The 23468-nt window shown below is 43.6% G+C and carries 17 protein-coding genes and 1 riboswitch; of the genes, 9 read left to right on the top strand and 8 right to left on the bottom strand.

What is annotated here, in order from left to right; all coding sequences use genetic code 11:
- Positions 1 to 28 precede the first annotated feature (28 nt).
- The 3 genes from era (at position 29) to BDE36_RS22770 (ending at position 2557) form a co-directional block, all read left to right on the top strand.
- Positions 29 to 907, top strand: a complete 879-nt coding sequence (gene era, locus BDE36_RS22760) for a GTPase Era (RefSeq protein ID WP_141816820.1) — start codon at positions 29 to 31, stop codon at positions 905 to 907.
- Positions 908 to 1023: 116 nt separating this feature from the next.
- Entirely contained in the window at positions 1024 to 2325 is a 1302-nt protein-coding gene (der, locus tag BDE36_RS22765; RefSeq protein ID WP_141816821.1) for a ribosome biogenesis GTPase Der, read from the top strand.
- 10 nt (positions 2326 to 2335) lie between these two features.
- Positions 2336 to 2557, top strand: coding sequence for a hypothetical protein (locus BDE36_RS22770; RefSeq protein WP_141816822.1), 222 nt, complete (start codon positions 2336 to 2338; stop codon positions 2555 to 2557).
- Positions 2558 to 2573: 16 nt separating this feature from the next.
- Here BDE36_RS22770 and BDE36_RS22775 read toward each other — a convergent pair whose 3' ends face one another.
- Positions 2574 to 4184, bottom strand: a complete 1611-nt coding sequence (locus BDE36_RS22775) for a S41 family peptidase (protein ID WP_235904254.1) — start codon at positions 4182 to 4184, stop codon at positions 2574 to 2576.
- A gap of 254 nt (positions 4185 to 4438) precedes the next feature.
- On the opposite strand from BDE36_RS22775, the gene BDE36_RS22780 reads away from it, so the two are divergent.
- The 4 genes from BDE36_RS22780 (at position 4439) to metF (ending at position 10484) form a co-directional block, all read left to right on the top strand.
- Complete coding sequence (locus tag BDE36_RS22780) at positions 4439 to 5005, top strand: hypothetical protein (RefSeq protein WP_128770003.1); 567 nt, start codon at positions 4439 to 4441, stop codon at positions 5003 to 5005.
- Between the two features lie 108 nt (positions 5006 to 5113).
- Positions 5114 to 5227, top strand: a riboswitch (SAM riboswitch).
- Between the two features lie 157 nt (positions 5228 to 5384).
- The gene (gene metH / locus BDE36_RS22785; protein ID WP_141816823.1) at positions 5385 to 9065 is read left to right on the top strand and encodes a methionine synthase; all 3681 of its coding nucleotides are present in this window, start codon (positions 5385 to 5387) and stop codon (positions 9063 to 9065) included.
- Between the two features lie 62 nt (positions 9066 to 9127).
- A complete protein-coding gene (locus BDE36_RS22790) occupies positions 9128 to 9484 on the top strand; it encodes a four helix bundle protein (RefSeq protein WP_141816824.1) in 357 nt (118 codons plus the stop codon).
- A gap of 46 nt (positions 9485 to 9530) precedes the next feature.
- Positions 9531 to 10484 (top strand): methylenetetrahydrofolate reductase [NAD(P)H], encoded by a 954-nt coding sequence (gene metF, locus BDE36_RS22795; RefSeq protein ID WP_141816825.1) that lies wholly within the window; start codon positions 9531 to 9533, stop codon positions 10482 to 10484.
- An 80-nt stretch (positions 10485 to 10564) separates the two neighbouring features.
- Here metF and BDE36_RS22800 read toward each other — a convergent pair whose 3' ends face one another.
- From BDE36_RS22800 to thrA, 4 genes are all read right to left on the bottom strand, one after another.
- On the bottom strand, positions 10565 to 11170 hold the full coding sequence (locus BDE36_RS22800) for an HAD family hydrolase (RefSeq protein WP_141816826.1): 606 nt from the start codon (positions 11168 to 11170) through the stop codon (positions 10565 to 10567).
- Positions 11171 to 11374: 204 nt separating this feature from the next.
- Positions 11375 to 12688, bottom strand: a complete 1314-nt coding sequence (thrC, locus tag BDE36_RS22805) for a threonine synthase (protein WP_141816827.1) — start codon at positions 12686 to 12688, stop codon at positions 11375 to 11377.
- Positions 12689 to 12712: 24 nt separating this feature from the next.
- A complete protein-coding gene (locus BDE36_RS22810; protein WP_141816828.1) occupies positions 12713 to 13648 on the bottom strand; it encodes a homoserine kinase in 936 nt (311 codons plus the stop codon).
- 132 nt (positions 13649 to 13780) lie between these two features.
- The gene (gene thrA, locus BDE36_RS22815) at positions 13781 to 16228 is read right to left on the bottom strand and encodes a bifunctional aspartate kinase/homoserine dehydrogenase I (RefSeq protein ID WP_141816829.1); all 2448 of its coding nucleotides are present in this window, start codon (positions 16226 to 16228) and stop codon (positions 13781 to 13783) included.
- A gap of 330 nt (positions 16229 to 16558) precedes the next feature.
- Here thrA and rsgA point away from each other — a divergent pair, with 330 nt between their 5' ends.
- A complete protein-coding gene (gene rsgA, locus BDE36_RS22820) occupies positions 16559 to 17479 on the top strand; it encodes a ribosome small subunit-dependent GTPase A (RefSeq protein WP_141816830.1) in 921 nt (306 codons plus the stop codon).
- A gap of 8 nt (positions 17480 to 17487) precedes the next feature.
- Here the strand turns inward: rsgA and BDE36_RS22825 are convergent, their stop codons facing one another.
- Positions 17488 to 18897, bottom strand: coding sequence for an MFS transporter (locus BDE36_RS22825; RefSeq protein WP_141816831.1), 1410 nt, complete (start codon positions 18895 to 18897; stop codon positions 17488 to 17490).
- Between the two features lie 297 nt (positions 18898 to 19194).
- Here BDE36_RS22825 and BDE36_RS22830 point away from each other — a divergent pair, with 297 nt between their 5' ends.
- Positions 19195 to 20283 (top strand): glycoside hydrolase family 5 protein, encoded by a 1089-nt coding sequence (locus tag BDE36_RS22830; protein WP_141816832.1) that lies wholly within the window; start codon positions 19195 to 19197, stop codon positions 20281 to 20283.
- Between the two features lie 58 nt (positions 20284 to 20341).
- Here BDE36_RS22830 and BDE36_RS22835 read toward each other — a convergent pair whose 3' ends face one another.
- Both BDE36_RS22835 and BDE36_RS22840 read right to left on the bottom strand, forming a co-directional pair.
- Positions 20342 to 22705, bottom strand: coding sequence for a cellulase family glycosylhydrolase (locus BDE36_RS22835; RefSeq protein WP_141816833.1), 2364 nt, complete (start codon positions 22703 to 22705; stop codon positions 20342 to 20344).
- Between the two features lie 39 nt (positions 22706 to 22744).
- The gene (locus BDE36_RS22840) at positions 22745 to 23458 is read right to left on the bottom strand and encodes an SGNH/GDSL hydrolase family protein (RefSeq protein WP_141816834.1); all 714 of its coding nucleotides are present in this window, start codon (positions 23456 to 23458) and stop codon (positions 22745 to 22747) included.
- Positions 23459 to 23468: the final 10 nt, after the last annotated feature.

A 23468-nucleotide genomic window follows, 5' to 3' on the forward strand; every position in this document is an offset into this window, starting at 1 on the left:
AGTCCAAATCTTTTTTAAAAAAAATTTCATGACGCATAAAGCCGGATTTGTGAGCATCGTAGGTAAGCCAAATGCAGGTAAATCAACCCTGATGAATTCTCTTGTTGGAGAGAAGATGTCTATCATTACCCCAAAGGCCCAAACAACACGCCACCGTATCCTCGGAATAGTAAATGAAGACGACTATCAAATCGTGTTCTCTGATACGCCAGGCGTGATTAAACCTGCGTACGGACTTCAGGAAAGCATGATGGACGCTGTAGACGAATCGCTTGTCGACGCCGATATTATACTGCTTGTAACCGACATTAACGAACGCTACGACGAGGCAGATGTGATCGAGAAACTTAAAAATACCCTCTCGCCGGTTGCTGTTGTTATTAATAAAATCGACACGTCCTCACAGGAAAACGTTTTTGCTAAAATAGAATTCTGGAAAGAACAGCTTAATCCAAAGGCAGTTTTTGCGGTATCGGCTTTGCACGATCACAACGTAAAATCGGTAATGGAGTTCATTATAGACTACCTCCCCGAGCATCCTCCATATTACGATAAAGACACACTTACCGATAGGAACGAGCGGTTCTTTGTTTCAGAAATGATCAGGGAGAAAATATTTAAGCTCTACCAGAAAGAAATTCCATACAGCACAGAAGTTATCATAACCGCTTTTAAAGAAGAAGACAAGATAACCAGGATCAGCGCAGAAATTATAGTTGAGCGCGACTCCCAAAAGAACATCCTCATTGGCAAAGGAGGCGAGATGCTTAAAAAGGTTGGAACCTATGCCCGTAAAGACATGGAAGAGTTTCTTCAGAGAAAAATATTCCTTGAAATGTTTGTTAAGGTTATACCCGATTGGCGGAACAGGAAAAATTATCTGAAACAGTTTGGGTACGACTCATAGAAGCAAGAATTAAGAAACGAGAAAAAAATAAAACCCATAGGCGAAGCAGCATTAAGGGAACAGACATCTGATGTTACGCCCGCTCCTGTCCTATAACAATTGATCTGATAATAATTATGAGTAACATAGTAGCAATAGTAGGACGGCCTAACGTAGGGAAATCCACTTTATATAACCGTCTTACCGAAACAAGGAAAGCGATTGTAGACGACATGAGCGGAGTAACCCGCGACCGCCATTACGGATTAGCGGAATGGACAGGTAAAACATTTACTGTGGTAGATACAGGGGGTTACGTGGCCGGTTCCGAAGATTTATTTGAAATTGCCATCCGCGAGCAGGTGCTGATTGCGATAGAAGAAGCAACCGTTATCCTGTTCATGGTTGATGTTACTACAGGAGTAACCGATCTTGACGATAGCATTGCTGATCTTTTGCGCAGAAGTAAAAAACCTGTGCTGATAGTCGCAAACAAGGTAGACAATAACCAGCTTCTGAATGAGACACATCAGTTCTACAGCCTGGGGCTCGGTGAAATTTATGGCATCTCGTCTATGACGGGATCAGGAACCGGGGAATTACTTGATGAAACAATAAAGCATTTCAATGAGGAGGAACCTGAAGTTTCGACGTTGCCGAAATACGCAATTGTGGGCCGGCCGAACGTTGGGAAGTCGTCGCTTATCAACGCTCTTATAGGTAAAGACCGTAATATTGTAACTCCTATCGCCGGTACCACCCGCGATTCCATCCATATCCATTACAACCAGTTCGGTCATGATTTTATGCTGATTGACACTGCCGGACTGCGGAAAAAAACCAAGGTAAAGGAGAATATCGAATTCTATTCGGTAATGCGAACGATTAAAGCCCTTGAAGAAGCTGACGTAAGCATCCTGATGATTGATGCCGTGGAGGGAATAGAATCGCAGGACATTAACATTTTCCACCTTGCTGAAAAGAATAAAAAGGGAATAGTGATTCTGATCAACAAATGGGATCTGATCGAGAAAACTCATAAAACCACCAAAGCTTTCGAAGAGCAGATACGGGAGAAAATTGCGCCGTTCACAGATGTTCCGATCGTCTTTACATCGGTAACCGAAAAGCAGAGGATTTTTAAAGCAATAGAGGCCGCATCTAAGGTTTATGAAAACAAAAACAAGAAGATCCCTACTTCTAAGCTTAATGATGTCATGCTGCCATTGATTGAAAGTTATCCTCCGCCATCACTTAAGGGTAAGTATGTAAAGATTAAGTACATCACCCAGCTGAGTGGTTCCTCTCCCATTTTTGCGTTTTTCTGTAATCTCCCCCAGTACATTAAGGAGCCCTACAAAAGATTTCTTGAAAACAAACTAAGAGAACATTTTGACTTTAGCGGTGTTCCTATTCAGGTATATTTCCGCCAGAAGTAACAATTATCATATGAAAACGAATTTAATAATCCTTGCACTTGCCGTTTCTGTATCTATTACAGCATGCGGGGGCAACCGTGAAGAAACTGACGACAAAGATTCAATTGAGGCTGTACGGTCTGCAGATTCTATGCTTCAGAATGAACTGAATGCCGACACATCGGCCAGCAGTCTGGATAGTGTAGACACGCTCACAGAAGACAACACCGCAACAGGAAGTAAAAACAAGTAAATATCTTATATCACGGTCACTTCAACAAAGCGAGTGACCGTGACACTACATTATCTGTTGAATTAAGCACCTTATAGAATCCCAGCTCGCCGAAATAATAACGTGCGAGCATTGCTTTCATGTCTATATTAATATGCCTTTCAGCAACCTTAAAAAGCCCAGGGTTATACTTGATACCTTTGGCAGAAGCAAGAGCAAGGATTTGTTGATAATGCCCGGGACTTAATGTAAATGTCTTTACAAATTCGTCGAGCGAATCGGGGGCATGTTCTCTAATAAGAGAATTATATAGAAAATCATTCAGTACTCCCTTAGCGTTAAGCGCAAAATACATCTCATTGTATCCCAACGTATCGATAGGAACGTAAACATCGGGCATTATACCTCCTCCTCCGTACATCAGCCTGCCAGAGGCTGTTTTATAAATACGCCCTTTCTTATAAAGGCTGTCCATAAGGTGTTTTCGATCGGAATTTAGTTCGCCGTTCTTGTGCCTGTTCCATACTTCCTCAAAATAAGGACCCGGCCCCTCATCATATGGCCTTTGTATAGAACGTCCGGAAGGTGTATAATAACGGGCTACAGTTAAATTCAGCGCCGAGCCATCACCAAAATTAAACTGCTCCTGCACGAGTCCCTTTCCAAAAGATCTTCGTCCCACGATAGTTCCCCTGTCAAGATCCTGTACTGCGCCTGCAACTATTTCACTTGCTGATGCTGTATTCTCGTTAATAAGTACAACTAATTTACCTTTTTCAAATTTCCCTTCGGGCGTGGCAAAATAATCGGTTCGTGGTTCATGTGCACCCCTGGTATAAACTATTAGTTTTTTTTCTCCAAGGAACTGATCAGACAAAGCAGTAGCAGCGCTGAGATATCCGCCACCATTTTCGCGCAGATCCAGCACAAGACTCTTCATTCCTTCCTTCTTCAGTCTTTCGAGTTCGGCAATGAAATCGTCGTCGGTATGCGCACCGAACCTGCTGATCTTCACGTAGCCAACATCCTTGGTAAGCAAGTAGGCAACATCTATGCTGCTAACGCTTATCTTATCCCTTATCACCGAAACAGTCTTATAGGCTTTCAAGCCTGCTCTTCTGATAGTAAGCCGCACGGCAGTGCCGCGTCTGCCCCGGATAAGTTCGACTATCTTTTTGTTTGTGATATCTTTTCCTGCAATATTGTTGCCGTCGATCTGAATCACGCGATCGCCTTCGCTCAAACCTGCTTTTGCAGCCGGCCCATTCTTATTCACACCAGTTACCAATAGCGTGTCGTTCAAAAGATGATATTCAATCCCGATGCCATTGTAGTTCCCTTCAAGATCCTCGGAAAACAGACGTGCATCAACAGGCGGCAAGTAGGCAGAATGAGGATCAAGGTTTTTCAAGAGCTCATTTATCGTCAAGTCCTGCAAGGAATCAACATTCACGGGATCAACATAATTATCTCTGATCAGGCTAATTACCTTTTCTACTTTTCCGTCCCGGCCACCTGTTAGGAATGGAATGAACGTCCCGTTTCGCGAATTACTGTTTTCCTTTTGAAATTTCGGACCCAGGATCATTCCCAGCACTAATGTTCCTGCATAACAGCCCGCTATTAATAGATTATTCCTCGTCGACAAAGCCTTGTTTATTTCTGTTGCTAAATTACTATAACTACAGTCATTAATAGATGAAAAATGCAAATAAAAAACAAATAGACTGTATTTTTTACATTTACATGCGCGCTGTTTTTTATAACGTGGGGAGGCAACAAAATAATGTATAAATAGTTAACTAATTATACACTCCGGCACTTGCTGCCGTGATTAAAATAAAGAAAAAAGAGCACGAGAATAATTTATCCATAGGTTTCTCTTTAACTTTGTATTTAGATATGCATGAAATAGAACCTTTTTATCGATGGCGTGATGATTATGTAGCTGCGGAAGATGACCGGTCTCCCTTCTATCAGACAGAGTATAGTGAGTTTGAGTTCGATAAAATGATTTACAACTACTATATCCATCCCCAGTGGGATTATTTTGGATCCCAAACACTTTACTTAAAAATCCTTTATGCCGATTACGATAAACAGTATGCCATTATAGAATTTATCGGCGAATGGAATGACACCATTTACAACGACATTATGCTCCTCAAACGTGAGATCATAGAACTCATGATAAAGGAAGGGATTAATAAATTCATCCTGCTGGGCGAAAACATCTTAAACTTTCACTCTTCCGACGACCTGTATTATGAAGAATGGTTCCAGGACGTCGAAGACGGCTGGATTGCAGCCATAAACTTCAGGGACCATGTTATAGACGAGTTTAAAAGAAGCAACATCGATTACTACATCAACTTCGGCGGAGAACTTGATAATATCATATGGCGAAATCTTAAGCCTGTTCAGCTATTTAAAAAAGTAGAAGAACAACTAATGAAGAGACTGTACTGAACAGTTCAAAAACCAGACATCAGATAGCAAACGTTGCATAGCCATGTCCGGAGGCCGGGCCTGGCTGCCATAATTTGCATTTCATCAAATTATATCGCATTTTTGTAATGCTTATTGAGAAAGACGGAGGGAGTAGACCCTGCGAAGTCTTAGCAACCTGTGCTTACAAGGTGCTAAATTCTATTCTTTGCCAACACTATTCAGGTAAAGAGAAGATAAGTTAAAGTCAGAATCCGGAGGATTTTCGATAAGCCATTAGTAGCAAGTAGCAAGATATTAGTATCAGGAGAAGGTTACGCCAAAAGCATTAAAACCACCTCCCATTCTGATACTATCTAAAAGCCATATCTTGATACTTGATACCTGATACTTGATTCAAATGGACATTAGGAAAGAATTACAAAAACGAATTCTCGTGATTGATGGCGCTATGGGAACGATGATCCAGCGCTATCAGCTTACCGAAGAAGATTTCCGTGGAGAACGGTTCAAAGATCATCCCTGCGATGTGAAAGGCAACAACGACTTGCTCAATCTGACCAGGCCTGATGTGATCAGGGAAATCCATGCAGAATATTTAAAGGCAGGTGCTGACATTATTGAAACCAACACATTCAGCACGCAGCGTATATCCATGGCTGACTACCAGATGGAGCATCTTTCCTATGAACTTAGTTATGAGGGCGCCCGTATCGCAAAATCTGCCGCTGCAGAATTTACTGCTGCTAACCCCAACAAGCCACGATTCGTAGCGGGAGCCATTGGCCCTACAAACCGTACTGCATCCATGTCGCCCGATGTTAATGATCCGGGCTACCGTGCTGTATCATTCGACGATCTGGTCGAAGCGTATGATGAGCAGGTAAGGGGCTTGGTAGACGGCGGAGCTGACGTCCTCCTGATCGAAACTATTTTCGATACACTAAATGCAAAAGCAGCCATTTTTGCAATTAAAGAATATGAAAAAGTGATCAAAAGGAAGCTTGAGATCATGATTTCGGGCACCATTACAGATGCGAGCGGCCGTACTTTGTCGGGGCAGACAGTAGAGGCATTCCTCAATTCCTTAAGCCATGCAGGTCTCTTAAGTATTGGTCTTAACTGTGCACTCGGAGCTAAAGAAATGCGTCCGCATATTGAGGAACTTTCAGTGAAAGCTCCATGCTTTATTTCAGCATATCCTAACGCCGGACTTCCTAACGAATTCGGCGCATATGACGAAGTACCCCACGAGACAGCACATCTCCTCGAAGATTTCATTTCGAGTGGCTTTATCAATATCGTGGGAGGCTGTTGCGGTACCACCCCCGATCACATAGGTTGTATTGCGGAGAAAGCAGCAAAATATCCTCCAAGGAAGATTCCTGAAGTTGAACCCTTCCTCCGGCTGAGTGGTCTTGAGCCAGTGACAGTTACTCCGGAAACCAATTTTATTAATGTAGGTGAACGGACAAACATTACGGGCTCCCCTAAATTTTCAAAGTTGATCCTGAACGGCGACTACGAGGCTGCACTGGCAGTGGCACGGCAGCAGGTTGAAGGCGGAGCACAGGTTATTGACGTAAATATGGACGAAGGCATGCTCGACTCGGAAGCAGCCATGACTAAATTTCTTCATCTGATAGCGTCAGAACCTGACATTGCAAAACTTCCAATCATGGTCGACTCCTCCAAATGGAGTGTCATCGAAGCGGGGCTAAAGTGCCTTCAGGGGAAAGGTATCGTAAACTCTATCTCTCTTAAGGAAGGCGAAGAGAACTTTATTGCTCACGCCCGAAAGATAATGCAGTACGGAGCAGCGGTTGTGGTAATGGCCTTTGACGAACAGGGACAGGCCGACAACTATGAGCGTCGTATAGAGATTTGCAAGCGAACTTATGATATTCTTGTTAATGAAGTTGGATTCCCGCCGCAGGATATTATTTTCGACCCCAACATTCTTACAGTAGCTACCGGGCTCGAGGAGCACAATAATTACGCAGTCGATTTTATAAAAGCCACCCGCTGGATAAAACAAAATCTTCCCTATGCGAAGGTAAGCGGCGGTGTTTCGAACATTTCCTTCTCCTTCAGGGGAAATAATGTAGTTCGCGAGGCAATGCATTCTGCCTTCCTCTATCACGCTATTAAGGCGGGTTTGGACATGGGCATCGTTAATGCCGGAATGCTTGAAGTGTATGAAGAAATACCCAAAGAGCTTCTCGAAAGGGTAGAAGACGTGCTCCTTAACAGAAGAGCTGATGCAACCGAAAGACTCGTTGATTTTGCCGAAACGGTAAAAACCAAGGGGAAAGAAATTGTAAAGAACGAAGAATGGAGGAATGGCAGCGTCGAAGAAAGATTATCCCACTCGCTGGTTAAAGGCCTCATAGAATACCTCGACGACGACGTCGAAGAAGCCAGACTAAAATACGATCGTCCGCTCCAGGTAATAGAAGGCCCGCTGATGGATGGCATGAACATCGTTGGCGACCTCTTTGGTGCGGGTAAGATGTTCCTGCCCCAGGTTGTTAAGTCGGCTCGTGTGATGAAAAAAGCCGTGGCCTATCTGCTGCCATTCATTGAAGCGGAGAAGCTTAAGAATCCATTGGATACCAGCTCCAGCTCGGCTGGAAAGGTATTGATGGCCACTGTAAAAGGCGATGTACATGACATTGGAAAGAACATCGTTGGGGTAGTACTCGCCTGCAATAACTTCGAAGTGATCGACATGGGAGTAATGGTACCGGCGCAAAACATTATCCAGCGAGCAAAAGAAGAGAATGTTGATATCATTGGGTTAAGCGGACTAATTACTCCGTCTCTGGATGAAATGGTTCATTTCGCGAAAGAGATGGAGCGTGAAGGATTCACCCTGCCGCTGCTGATTGGCGGAGCCACCACATCCCGTATTCATGCCGCAGTAAAGATCGACCCGAATTATTCAGGAGCAGCGATACATGTTCTGGATGCATCAAGAAGTGTAACTGTTTGCAGCAATCTGATGAATTCCGAAACCCGCGACTCATATATTAAGGGCATAAAAGAGGAGTATGCAAAAGCCAGGGAGGCGCATTTGAACAAGCGTTCCGACAAACGCTATAAGAGCATTGATGAAGCCAGGGATAACCGCTTTCAGATCAACCTGGATGATGTAGTTCCAACCCCGCCTTCGTTCCTTGGCACAAAGACCTTTGATAACTTTCCACTTGAAGAACTTGTTCCGTATATCGACTGGACTCCCTTTTTTCACACCTGGGAGCTCAGAGGTAGCTATCCGAAAATATTCAACGATCCGGTAGTGGGCAACGAAGCGCAGAAACTCTACGACGACGCCCGGGCATTGCTTGCTCGGATAGTAGAAGAAAAACTTCTTACAGCTAAAGGCGTTATCGGCTTCTGGCCCGCCAGCTCAGTAGGCGACGATATTGAGTTATTTGTTGAGGATTCCACAACCCACAACTCGCAGCCAGTCATCATCCATACCCTCCGGCAGCAGACAGAAAAAGTAAAGGGAGAGCCTTATTACGCTCTTTCCGATTTTATCGCACCAAAAGAATCGGGAATACAGGATTATTTTGGAGGCTTCGCGGTTACAGCTGGCATTGGATGCGACGAGTTGGTTGCCCGCTTCGAGAAGGATCACGACGACTATAACAGCATTATGGCGAAGGCACTTGCCGACCGTCTGGCCGAAGCATTTGCCGAGAAAATGCATGAATTAGTACGTACCGATTATTGGGGTTATGCTCAAGATGAGAAGTTAAGCAACGAAGAACTGGTAAAAGAGAAGTACCAGGGTATACGGCCGGCACCCGGATATCCTGCCTGTCCCGATCATACCGAAAAGCGCACCCTGTTCAGCCTGTTAAATGCTGAAGACAATGCAGGTATGCACCTTACAGAGAGTCTCGCCATGTACCCGGCAGCATCGGTAAGCGGCTTCTACTTCTCACATCCTCAGTCACGTTATTTCGGCTTAGGTAAAATAACAAAAGACCAGGTAGAAGACTATGCCCGCCGCCGTAACGAACCCGTAGAACTTGTAGAGAGATGGCTGGGACCGAATCTGGCGTATTAAAATTCAGTATCAAGTATCTGGTATCAGGTATCAAGATTATATTTGTAAAACATAAGTTCTAAATGCATCATTTTAATGATCTAAAAGTCTGGAAGCAAAGTATGGAGCTTTGCAAACAGGTACATTATCTTGTCAAAGGATTTCCAGCAGAGGAAAAATATGTTTTAACTTCTCAGATAATGAGATCTTCCATCTCCATACCCTCGAATATTGCTGAAGGATGCGGAAGAGGAACCAATAAAGAATTGGGCCATTTCTTACAAATAAGCATGGGGTCGGCATTTGAGCTTGAAACACAGTTTATTCTGGCGCTTGAATTTTCGTATATCACGGAGGACGAGCATATTCTAATTAAGAATAAGTTATCAGAAATTCAAAAAATGATCTATGCATTTCACAAAAGCCTCAATATAAATTAATCACCATGTCTTGATACTTGTATCTTGATACTTGCTACTAGAATAAATGAAAATCACCGAACATATCGCCGGAGCAAACGGCAAAGCACTTTTTTCATTCGAATTACTTCCGCCCGTTAAAGGGCAGAGCATACAGCAGATCTATAATGCCATAGATCCTTTGATGGAATTCAAACCTCCGTTTATAGACGTTACATACCACCGAGAGGATTACATCTATAAACAACATCCAACGGGTTTGCTTGAGAAAGTCACGTACAGAAAAAGGCCTGGTACAGTGGCTATTTGTGCTGCTATTATAAATCGTTATAAAGTAGATGCTGTTCCACACCTCATTTGCGGAGGCTTCACAAAAGATGAAACGGAAAACGCACTCATCGACCTTCAGTTCTTAGGCATCGACAATGTCCTCGTACTGCGTGGTGATGCCCGCAAAGCCGATCCTGCGTTTATGCCAACTCCGGGCGGACATTCATATGCATGCGAACTTTTGCAGCAGGTGGTAAATATGAATAACGGAAAATACCTGCATGAAGACCACGACTCCAACAAGACTAACTTTTGCATCGGGGTGGCCGCATACCCGGAAAAGCACTTCGAGTCGCCCAACCCGGAAACGGATTTTAAATACCTCAAGCAAAAGGTCGATATGGGAGCCGATTTTATAGTGACCCAGATGTTTTTCGACAATCAGAAATACTTCAGCTTTGTGAATCGCTGCAGGGAAAATGGCATCAATGTGCCCATCATCCCGGGATTAAAGCCCATCACCACCTCAAAGCAGCTTATCAACCTTCCAAAGATCTTTCATATCGACATACCCCTGGAATTGAGCGAAGCAGTGTCGGGTTGTAAGACAGAAAAAGATGTAAAAGATGCAGGCATCGAATGGATGATACACCAATGCAAAGAACTGATAGAATTCGGCGCTCCGGTTTTGCACTTCTACACCATGGGCAATCCCGAACCGACATACAGGATCGCGAAGGAAGTTTTTTAAGTATGTATTACGCCAACCGATATTATTGGGGAAAGATTCCATCGCTTGACCAGCGCCATCTGCACTCTGTGGTTACTCAATTACAAAACTGAATACTGTTTCAAATCCATTTCCAGTTGCTCCGGCGACTGGAAATGAATACTCTCTATACCAAGACTTCGCGCGGCTTCGACATTGCGCAGGTTATCGTCTATAAACAGGGCCTCTTCCGCCTTTAGGTTATAGCGATCGAGTAGTAACTGGTAGAACTCAGGGAAAGGTTTCCTAAGCTTCTCGGCACCCGAAACCACCACGCCATCAAACCAGTTCAGGAACTCAAAACGCTTTACGGCGATTGGATAGGTTTCGGCCGACCAGTTGCTGAGAGCATAGATCTTATAATTTCCTGAGTCCTTCAATCGCTTAAATATCTCTACTGTCCCGTCAATGGCTCCCGCCAGCATTTCTTCCCAACGGCCATAATACGCCCTTATATTCTCCTCCTGATGGGGAAACTCTGCAACCAGTAACTCCGTCGCCTCCTTCAGAGAACGCCCTCCATCCTGTTCCTCATTCCATGCTGATGTACAAACATTTTCCAGAAAATAATCTATATCAGCTTCGTTGCTGAAGATCTTTTTGTAAAGATGCTTAGGGTGCCAGTCAATCAGCACTGCTCCTAAATCAAATATTATTGCTTTAATCATAACATTAATAGTTGTGAGTTATACGTTGTGAGTTGCATGTTCCGGGTTGTAGGCTTTCTAAAAACGCCATAAAACCCTCTCCATTATACCACAACTTATTTTAATATAACCCCTGGAAATTAAACTATCATCCTGCGCAGCCTCTCGAGTATCGCCCTGCATTCTGAGACCCGCAACCTGCACCCGCGACTTACAACTTACGACCTACAACTCACTACCCATTAAATACTCCTTAAAACCAGCAAAATCAACTCCCAATTCCACTGACTGTTTAGGTTTCCCGAGAAGAGTTTTCACCTGTTCAGGAATAGTAATTTTGCCCGCCATTTCACCTTCATAAACGTCCGGAAACTTACATGGATGCGCAGTTGACAGAAATACAGCAGTACTGTTGTCATCACCTGACGACTTTCTGTAATCGTTGATTGCAGCCCAGGCAATGGCGGTATGCGGACAAACAACGTAGTCGTATTCATCAAAAATCGTCTGCACGGCTTCACCTGTTTGAATATCGGTATAACTTCCAGTGCTCACAATTTTACGCAGTTCATCTAAATCGTTATTAAACAAGTTCATGATGCGGACCCAGTTACTCGGATTACCTACATCCATGGCGTTTGAAAGGGTAGCTACCGACGGCTTCGGCTCATACAGTCCCGATCTGAAAAATGCCGGGACTGTATCGTTAACATTGGTGGCAGCGATAAACTGCTTTACCGGCAAGCCCATTTTCCATGCAAGTAAACCGGCGCCAATGTTTCCAAAGTTTCCGCTGGGAACCGAAAACACCACCTCCGTCTTTCCTGCTCTTTTTAACTGAGCGTAAGCGTTGAAATAGTAAAAAGTTTGCGGTATAAGACGTGCTATATTAATCGAATTGGCCGAAGTAAGTCTGAATTTCTCATTGAGTTCCTTATCGGTAAACGCCTGCTTCACCAAGGCCTGACAATCGTCGAAGGTTCCATTAACTTCAACGGCACGAATGTTTTGTCCATTAGTTGTGAGCTGCAGCTCCTGGATTGCACTCACTTTTCCTTTAGGATAAAGAATAGTGACCTGGGTATTCGGTACTCCTAAAAATCCCAAAGCTACTGCGCCCCCGGTATCCCCCGACGTCGCCACCAGAACATTGAGGGTCTTTTCGCCTTCTGTCATGAAATAGCTCATTACCCTGCTCATAAACCTTGCACCAAAATCTTTAAAAGCAAGTGAAGGGCCATGAAAAAGTTCAAGCACATAAGTTCGATCATCGAGCTTTATTACCGGAGCCGGAAAGTTAATTGCGTCCTCTATAATAGCTTTGAGTTCATTCTTCGGGATAGCTCCCTGCAAAATACTGTCAGCCACCTTAAAGGCTATTTCACTAAGAGAGTACATCTCGATATTTTCAATAAAATCTCTATCGAGCACAGGAATGCCGACAGGCATATAAAGCCCCTTGTCCTGAGGCATACTATTGAAAACTGCCTCTTTAAAATCAACTGTTACTCCAGGGGTATTTGTACTATAAAGTTTCATTCGTGTTGTATTTGTTATTATATGTTATCCCAGCACCTTCGGTCCTTCACCATTTACAGGCGAAACGTAGGTCAGGCTTCCAATCTGCCGCTCTGATAAATGCTTCTGAATGCGACTGGTGATTCTGTTAGCAGTCTCCTCGTCTCTAGCAAAAGAAAAAACCGAAGGACCTGAGCCAGAAATACCAAAGCTAACAGCACCTGCTTCCATGGCCGTTTCTCTAAGCTTGTAAAAGTCGGGGATGAGAATAGAACGCACCGGTTCAACCAGTACATCTTTCATGCTTCTTCCAATAAGGTCAATATCCTTCATAAACAAGCCTGAAACCAAACCGGCAACGTTTCCCCACTGAATAACAGCGTCTTTCAGAAGCACCTTACTGCGGATCATTTGTCGTGCATCCCGGGTAGGGACGTCGACGTCCGGAAAGACAATCGCGCAGTATAAAGATTCGGGATACGGAAGTTTAATTAAGTCAAGAGGCTCGTAACTTCTGATCAGGACAAATCCGCCCAGCAATGCGGGTGCCACATTGTCGGCATGCCCGGAACCACAGGCAAGTTCCTCTCCTTTCATTGCAAACGGAACAAGCTCGTCGCGGGTCAACGGCTCGTCCAGCATGGTATTGATTGCAAATAAGCCGGCAACCGTACTTGCTGAGCTGGAACCGAGGCCACTTCCGATAGGCATTTTTTTATGAAGTTCTATTTCAACTCCGATATCTGTTCTCTCAATGTGTTTGAGATAGTGCTGAACGCTTGCGCTTACGGTATTTTTCGCAGCGTCCATCGGCAAACGGCCTTCATCCCCCGTAATTTTTGTAATTGTAACACCCGGTTCAGCCTTCCTTCTCATAATTACCTCATCACCCGGAGCATCAACAGCAAAACCAAGAATATCAAAACCGCAAACTACATTCGCCACGGTAGCAGGAGCAAAAACTCTTATTGTATCTTTCATATTTAAATCCGCGTCGCGGACATTACTTCTAATTTTTTACTTCAACTTTTTAACCCGTCTCAACCCTCAACCTTCAACCCATAACTCACAACCTTCAACTCACAACCCATAACCCATAATTCATAACTCCCCCTACGCCCCTACATTTACAATGTCTGCAAACACCCCCGCTGCAGTCACCTCAGCGCCAGCCCCCGGACCTTTAACTACCAAAGGACGCTCTTTATACCGCTCGGTGGTAAAAGAGATAATGTTATCACTTCCAGACAGCATATAAAACGGATGAGCGTCGTCTACCATTTCCAGCGCAATGGATACATCTCCATTTTCCAGTTTACCGATGTACCGCAAAACTTTTCCGGCGCTTTCGGCCTCTGTTTTCAGTCCCTCGAAATAATCATTATTGACTTTCAGCTGCTCATAAAACTCTTCTACTGACCCTGCATCAAGGCACGACTGCGGAAGCATGTTCTCGATCTTCACATCTTCGGGCTCCAGGGTATACCCGGCATCACGAGCCAGGATCAGCATCTTCCGCATAAAGTCAGTCCCACGAAGATCATCCCTGGGATCAGGCTCCGTAAAACCCTTCTCCTGAGCCTGCTTAACGATGTCGTAAAATGAGGTATCGCCTTTAAAATTATTAAAAATAAAAGAGATCGTACCCGACAAAATAGCCTCTATCCTGATCACCCTGTCGCCACTCATCATCAGATCTTTCAGGGTGCGGATTATAGGAAGACCAGCGCCTACATTTGTTTCGTAATAAAAGTCTACACCATGCTTTCTGGCGAGGTCACTGAACTTACGATATTGCTGATAGGAAGCCGAATTGCCGATCTTATTACAGGTAACCACAGAAATATTAGAGCGAAAAACCTCTTCATAGTAGGCAATAGGTACCTGACTGGCGGTGTTATCAACAAAAACGGCATTCGGAAGGTTCATCTCCCTCATTCTTGCTATAAAAGCGTCGAGATCGGCCGGTTCTCCCGACGAATCAAGTGTCTCCTGCCAGTTCTGCAGTGCAAGGCCACCCTCCTCAAATACCATTTTACGCGTATTGCTGATGCCAATAACGTTCACCAGGATCCCATTTTGTCTTTGCAGAAAATCGCGATGTTGCTCCAATTGCTTAAAAAGCGTCTTTCCGATATTGCCTGTTCCCAGACAAAAAACATTGAGGGTCTTTTTAAGGTCCGTATAGAATGCATCGTGAACCGCATTTAGTGCTTTGGCAAGGTCAACCCGCGAAATAATCACGGAGATATTGTACTCTGAAGATCCCTGAGCTATAGCACGAACATTCACCCCGTTCCTGCCCAGAGCATGAAAGAGTGTACCCGAAACGCCTGAAGTTTTCTTCATATTCTCACCAACAATGGCAAGAATAGAAAGGCCTTCTTCAATCTCAGGAACCTCTATCTTCTTCGCTTCCAGCTCCAGTTCAAATTCCTGTTCAATAAGCAGCTTCGCCTTCACGGCATCAAGCGGATTTACCGCAAATGTGATGCTGTGTTCCGACGACGACTGGGTAATAAGAATCACATTGATCTGCTCACGCGCGAGAAGAGAGAACAGCCGGCCGCTAAAGCCAGCCTTACCTACCATGCCGCTTCCTTCAAGGTTAATGATACTGATCTCATTAATTGAAGAGATTCCTTTAACACTATGTTCTGAAGGGCGGCTTTCATGACTTATTACTGTGCCGGGGAATGAAGGCTCAAAAGTATTGCGGATTACAATAGGAATCCTCTTCATGAACGCCGGGATCATCGTAGGCGGATAGATCACTTTGGCGCCGAAATAGGAAAGCTCCATTGCTTCTATATACGATAGCTCTTTCAGCGGGAACGCCTTCTTCACCATACGCGGATCGGCTGTCATCATTCCGTTGACGTCGGTCCATATTTCAATTTCCTCAGCATTCAGGGCAGAACCGAATATTGCAGCAGTATAATCACTTCCTCCACGGCCGAGCGTCGTGACACGTCCCTCCTCGTTACTGGCGATAAAGCCTGTAACAAACAGCATTTTTCCTTTATTCGCTTCGTAGAAATCCCTGATCAGCATATCAGTCAGTTCAGTCTGAACCTTCGCCTGACCGAAGCTGCTGTCGGTTTTAATGACATCGCAAGCATTCACATATTCTACCGGGCCGAGAGACTGCTCTGCAATTTTGCTGACAAGAAATGTCGAACAGCGTTCGCCAAAGCTTAATACCAGGTCGTATGTTTTTGGTGTGATCTCCCTTAAACTCGAAATCCCCTGCAAAATATCTTCCAGCTGGTTGAACAGGATCTTCAACCTCGTAAATACCGGGTTTTGCTGATGAACATCGAGCAACGCTTTGATCACCTCAAAATGGCGGCTTTCCAATTCTGTGACGTAGGCCGAAAAATCTTCGCCCGCAGCAGCTTTATTAGCCATGGTCGAAAGAAGGTTCGTCACCCCTCCCATTGCAGACAATACCACAACGGGATTCTCACCTGAAGAAGATTCATTTTTAAGGATTTCGATTATAGTACTGATACTTTTAACGGAACCGACGGACGTGCCTCCAAATTTTAAGATTTTCATTTAGAATTGTTTGATTTTAAGGATAACGAAAGCATCATGGAGCCCTTTATCCGACCCGGTGTGTAAACTAGTGCAAGTCCGCATGATGTTTCCATAAATTAATTTTAAAAAAAAACGCCTTCCCTTGATGGAGGAAGGCGTTGTATGGTTTCTTATATTTTTAAGGTTATACCATATTCGATCTTCCTCCTGAGCCCGCTGTCCCGGTGGTTGTAATCGTTGTAATAATGGTATAAATATTTTTAATCATTGTTTTATTTCGTCACTAAAATAAGCAGTTAAATTTGAAAATCGCAAAACTTATTGCAATATTTTTAATTTTACCAATTCATGCAGGGATTAGTTATAAAGTCGACAGGTAGTTGGTATCAGGTGGAAACAGAGGATGGAACTGTTTTGGATTGCCGCATTAAAGGTATATTCAGAACAAAAGACATTAAAACAACTAATCCGATAGCTGTTGGTGATCGTGTGGAGATAGAGTTGGAGCCCGACCAGGACACCGGGATTATAAACAAGCTGAAAGAGCGAAAGAATTACATTATCCGGAAGTCGGTTAACCTTTCGAAACAGGCACAGATCATCGCCGCTAATTTGGATCAGGCGCTCCTTGTGGTTACCCTTGCTTCCCCGCGCACCTCACTGGGTTTCGTCGACCGTTTTCTCGTTACTGCCGAAGCATACGACGTTCCGGCAGGAATAATATTCAACAAGCTGGATCTGTTCAGCGATGAAGGACTTGAAATACTGGCAGAGTACGAAGAAATATATACCAGCATAGGATATCCATGTTACGAAGTTTCAGCGCTCGAAGGAACCAATCTGGAGCAGATTACCGATGTATTAAAAGACAAGGTAACATTGATTTCCGGCCATTCCGGTGTCGGAAAATCAACTCTGATCAACAAACTGATTCCAGAAATTGAATTGAAGACCGGAGAAGTATCCGAATGGAGCGATAAAGGCCAGCATACTACAACCTTTGCCGAAATGCATCCGCTGCCCCAGGGCGGTTACCTGATAGACACTCCAGGTATCCGCGAACTTGGTGTCATCGATATAGAAAAACAGGAGCTCGGCCATTTCTTTCCCGAAATGCGCCAACTCATGAATCAATGCCGCTTCAACAACTGCCGCCACATCAACGAACCCGGCTGCGCAGTGGTAGAAGCAGTCAACGAAGGGAGTATCAACCTTTCCAGATACGAAAGCTATCTTAGTATTTATCACGGTAATGATACAAGAAGCTGAGACTGATATCAGTTTTCAGCCATCAAAGCGTTCTTCCTTCTAAGCTCCAGGTCGCTTGTCACTTCAGCTATTTTTCCTTCACTTAATGGATACCATGAAATAAATAAAACTGAGAGTATTGTTGCCGCTGCAGGAAAGAAACTAAGCATTAAACGAAGACCATGCTGCACTTCCTCTGTTTGAACAACGTTTGCCTTAAATCCGAAATATCCAAGCAACCAGCCTGCCAGAGCCCCGCCCAATGACCATCCAAACTTCTGAGACATGGAAGACGACGAGAAGATTAAGCCTGTTGCACGCCGGCCTGTTCTCCACTCAGAAAAATCAGCTATGTCTGCATACATTGACCACAACAAGGGAGTAACGCTGCCGGCGCAAATGCTAACTAAAACCTGCAACGTCATAATCCATGTAATATCATTACTACCCATGAAGTAAAACATCGTATTAAATACCGTAGCAAAAAGCATAGCGAACAAGAAACTCTTCTTCTTCCCTATCCTTCTTGAGACAGGATTTACAAGAATTATCCCAACGATATTGGCTGCCTGTCCGAGAACGAAATACAACGTAGTTAGTGTTAGAGACACATCAGCGAAGCCCAGCTGAACGACTGCGGCGTCGGCAACATAGTACTTAAAATAATAAACAGCTGCGCCATCTCTCACCGAGTTAAATATCAATGTGGCAATGCCGGCCACAAGAAGTATCCACCACGGTTTATTCTTAAAAAGATCGCTGATGTCCTGCTTTAAAGAACCACTTTCATGGAGAAGGGGCTTTACCCGTTCTTTTGTCCAGGCAAAACAAAGAATAAAAAGACTCACAGCTATTGCCGCAAAAACGATTGCCGCCATTTGCCAGCCGAATGCCAAGTCAGGAACAAGCGCATTCTTCTGCTTGCTAAAAAACTCAACAAGGGGTTCAACCAACAGGAGAACAACAATGCTTCCGATAAAGGCGAATATCATCCGGAAAGAAGACAGTTCAGTTCTTACTTTCGGATCAGCAGACATCACGCCAAGTAGCGAAGCATACGGCACATTGATCAACGAATAGATCATCATCATCAGGGAGTAACTCACGTATGCATAAATAAGCTTGCCCGAAGCTCCAAGGCTCGGCGTTGTAAATGTAAAGACCCCGATGATTCCGAAGGGAATCGCTACATACAGAAGATAAGGCCTGAATTTGCCCCACCGCGACTTTGTTCTGTCTGTCACTACTCCTATAAAAGGATCAAGCAAGGAGTCCCAGATGCGGGTAATCAGGAACATCGTACCTACTAGTGCTGCTTCTATCCCAAAAACATCGGTGTAAAAGAACAACAGGTACATAGTAAATAGTTTCCAGAACATTGATGAAGCTGCATCACCAAAGCCATAGGCCACTTTCTCTCTTAATTTTACTTCTTCCATATATGAGGTTTATCTTGATTTTCCCGAAGGAACTTTACCTTTCTTGCTCTTCCTTCCCCGGGAAATGAATGCTGTAAATTTCATATTTAAACAATACCCCCACTAATACTTTTTTAACTGATTCATATACATTTTCCGGCAGTTATGATTCCAACGCTCAAAATTACCAGCCTTATTATAGCATACTGATTCCCATTGAACACGTCATTGAAGGGTAATCGAATATTATAAACAGATAAGAAAGTCCTACATTACGATATCTGAATCAAGTTTCTTTGCATAAACCAAACACATGATATGAAAAAAAATGTACTGTACCCCCTGTTGGTACTAATCTTCGCTATTACAAACACTGTAAATGGTCAACCGGGTCTCCGAAGTAACGAGGTCAAAAAAGAATGGTGGCATATAAATAAGATAAAACCGTATTCAACTGACCTGAAATCAAAAAAACTAAGTACGGTCAAAGTGAAAGGAAACTCGTTTGTAGATGAGAGTGGCAATGTTATTGTATTCAAGGGTGTTTCGATTTCAGACCCTGATAAACTGATAAAGGACGGACACTGGAACAAAAGGCATTTTGAGGTAATCAAAAGCTGGGGCGCAAACATTATCAGGATCCCGGTACATCCAATAGCATTGCATCAGCGCGGCATAGAAGAGTATGTAAAAATACTGGACGAAGCTGTTACCTGGTGCACCGATCTAAATATTTACGTCATAATTGACTGGCATTCTATTGGTAACCTTCACACAGAAGTCCTGGCTCATGACATGCATAACACTACCCAAAAGGAGACCTTTAACTTCTGGCGTACAATTGCAGCCCATTATAAAGGCAATTCGACAGTAGCATTCTACGAACTCTTTAATGAACCTACAACCTACGACGGGCAGTATGGCACCTGCACCTGGGATGAATGGAAACTACTCATGGAACAAGTGATCGACATTATATATGCGCATGACAGGAACAAGATTCCGTTAGTGGCCGGCTTCAACTGGGCATACGATCTAACTCCGGTAAGAAATAATCCAATTGCCAGAGAAGGGATAGCATATGTCACTCATCCTTACCCTGGCAAAAGAGCTGTGCCGAGAGAGCCAAAGTGGGAAGAGGACTTTGGATTTGTTGCAGATAAATACCCGGTGATAGCAACAGAAATTGGATTCATGAAAGACGACGAAGACAAAAACCTGGTAGATGACGGAGTTTACGGTCCCTCGATCATGAATTATTTTCACAAAAAAGGGATATCCTGGGTAGTCTGGGTTTTTGATCCGGTTTGGGTGCCTCAGATGATTAAGAGCTGGAATTATGAGCCAACAGATCAGGGCATATTTTTCAGGAATGTGATGCAGGGTAAATTCAAATATTCTAAATAATAGAAGATAAAGATTTCCAGATGCCTGCAACGCGATGTGCAAGCGTCTGGAAATTCCCTTATTTACATCCGCTATCTGCAGTTTGATATTTAACCAAAACAGGCATCTGAGGCCTGTCAATACCATTTACTGGCTCTATTGCCAGCTTATATTTATGCCACCATGGTCCTGCAGACCAATATGCGCCACCGATACAATTAGATTTCAGATAATTCAGAAAGTTATCAAGTGTCACTAACCAGCGGGGATCATCATCAGGCACCCCGTATTCACCTACAAACCCTCTCAGTTTGTTCATCTTCAACCATTTTACAAACGGTTCTGCTCTCGTAATCCCTGTCGATGGAGTTGTCCCTTCTTCATCGTAAGAACGCTTATATGCCCCCGAAGCATCTTTATCAAAATAAATATGCGATTCAAATATTAAATTGTTAGAAGGATCAACAAGGTTCTTTAAATTATCGCTGAAAAGCGGCCATCTTTCTGCCGAACTCCAGCTGTCTCCTCCAACCATTATTGGTGTTTTTGAATCAACAGATCTGATCTTAGTTATAATACTCTGGGCAATCTGAAACCATGGAGTAGCGGGCAACATATCATGCGGCTCGTTCATTATACCATAAGCCCAGATGTTTTCTTTTGATTTAAATTCGCGTACAATTTTCGCCCATGCGTCAGCCACATGGTCAATCGAAACCAGAGGAGACCCAATGAGCTCATTGTTGCCATTGATATGTCGTCGTCCATAGTTGTGCATATCCAGAATAACCCAAAGATTTCTTTCACGGGCAGCATCAACAAAGGCCATCATCCTCGATAGTTCATCTTTATTCAATTCTCCCCCCAGTTCATTCTGAATCCTTTCCCATAAAAACGGCATCCTGAACAAAGTAAGACCCTTTGACTTAAAATAATCGAGCTGCACAACGGTAGGATAGGTATAATTTTTATTATAAATTCCGGGAGAAGTATGAGGAGCAAATTCAGCTCCCGAAGCATTGGTGCCAAACGGCGCTACATTGCGGTCGGGCATTGCCAGATCGGCTTTACTGATCTGATAAGTGTGTTCAGTAAGCTTGCTGGCAGCGAAAATAGAATCAGGAAGTGCTATAGCTTGCTGCTCGAGCTCTTTTTCTTCCGGCTTCTTGTCCAGGTAGGCATCAAACTGGGTCTTCATAGCAGGATATCTTGCATCGTTTGCAGATTGCAGAAAGGCCAGATAGTTTTCCGAAAACTTCTTTATTTCTGTAAAATCCGCGTTCCATAACTTTTCAGGCAGATAACTGAATTCAATAAATTTGAGATCTCTTAGTTTACGTTGAACATTGCGGTATTGTATCGCCTGCTGCATTACTTTTAATGCTTGCTTATATTGAGGGGTGCTTTTTATCCCCGCTATATTTAAACCATTTGCCAATTGCTGGCTAGTAAAATTACCTATGAAAACGCCGTCAATAGTAAGAGTATATTTCCCCTCAGCAAGAGCATTTACTTTCAGTAACTGTACATTGAGCTCTTCAGCAAATGGGACAAGTGATAAGGCCTGTTCAGCCTCTGCCGGCACCGGAAAAGGCAGACTTTGCTCTTTTAGCTTGAATCCAATGTTATCCTTGCTTACATTGAGGTCGCTGAGAGCGCAATTTTCAAAATGCTTCAAGGCGCCGTTTTCTATCTCTACCAAAGAAACGTATTTTGGTGCATTTGTGGATTTCAGAAATTGATAGGCCATGATCATATTTCCAACAGGCCCCGGATGTACCCGATCATTACCAATAATGGTTGCTTTTGGATCTTTGATCTGAAGTCTGGTATTCAGATCATTCATGATCGTATAATAATCAATAACCTGAAGCTTATACTTTTTCGCTAAACCATCTATTATCTGTGTGCATTTTTTCAGGGCGTCATTAACGCCTACCAGATTAGGAGCCGGCAAATCACCCGTCTGGTCATAGATACTTGGTTTTTGGAGAATAATTTTCGTTTTAGATTTCTGCAGTCGTTGGATTACAGATTCTAAATATCCCTCATAATCACTTAATGCCCTTCGTTTTCTTTCCTCTGTTTCGGGCTGAGATTGCAAAGCTGGTGCATATAAACTCCTGTTCACGTCATTCATTCCTGCCATAACAACAGACCAGTTTGCCTTGCGGGGCAAGATATCTGCGTCCATCCGGCGAAGGAAGCTGTTGGCGTTATCGCCTTTAATACCGCAATTATAAAACGCTACCTTCTGGTTCGGAAAACGGGTGGCGTAATACATCAGAATGTAATGATGGAAGTCACCGCTATGTGTGATACTATTCCCTATAAAATTAACCTTGTCGCCATTCTTAAAAAACGAATCTTCTCTGTTCTGCCCAAAACAGTAGCTTATAACACCTGTTAATAAAAACAGAACTATTATTGACTTTCCTCTCATTTTTGCTTTTTGCTGTTTATAATTTTTAATCTGTGACTACTAACGAAACCAACGAAATATTTCTTCAGCGATCACATTGTGTCCCTTCTGGTTGGGGTGGTTGACATGCGACATTAGCTCCTTGACTGAGCCCTTATTAACTGCTATTTTTTTAAATTCAGCGAAGGGATCCGCCAGTCCCACCTTATACTTTGCAGCTAAGTCTCTTATCTGTGCAGCATGTAATGCCAGCTCGCTTTTGGGATCAGTTATATCCTGTCGCTGGTCGGGTGAGGGAGTGACCAAAACCACTTTGATATTTCTGGATAACGCTTCCTCTATCATCTTGCTCCATGCTACTTTTGCTCTTTCCAGTCCGATGCCCATATCATTTAACGCATAATCAATAAATAACACATCGGGCTTATGAGGAAGAACATCAGTGGTAAATCGCGTTTGTCCTTTTTCACTCCACTCTCCCCCGATAGATGTTAATATGATGTTAATTACAGCATACGGATAAATCCCCTTCAGCTTCCCCAACAATAAGTTGGGATATGAATCTAAGGTGTGTACTTTAGATTCTGCCCAGTATCCCGACGGCACAGAATGTCCATGGAAGACAAGATTAATCGTACGATTTTTAGGAAAAACTGTCTTAAGTTCTTTCTTAACCCCCGATAAGTATTCTGAGGTTGAAGGAATCTGCCGGTCTTGAGCTGCTATCGCCAAAGACAGTAAAATCCCAAATGTTAAAAATGCTATTTGTTTCATCTCCTTAATG

It is taken from the genome of Arcticibacter tournemirensis (genome assembly GCF_006716645.1).
Lineage (GTDB): Bacteria > Bacteroidota > Bacteroidia > Sphingobacteriales > Sphingobacteriaceae > Arcticibacter > Arcticibacter tournemirensis.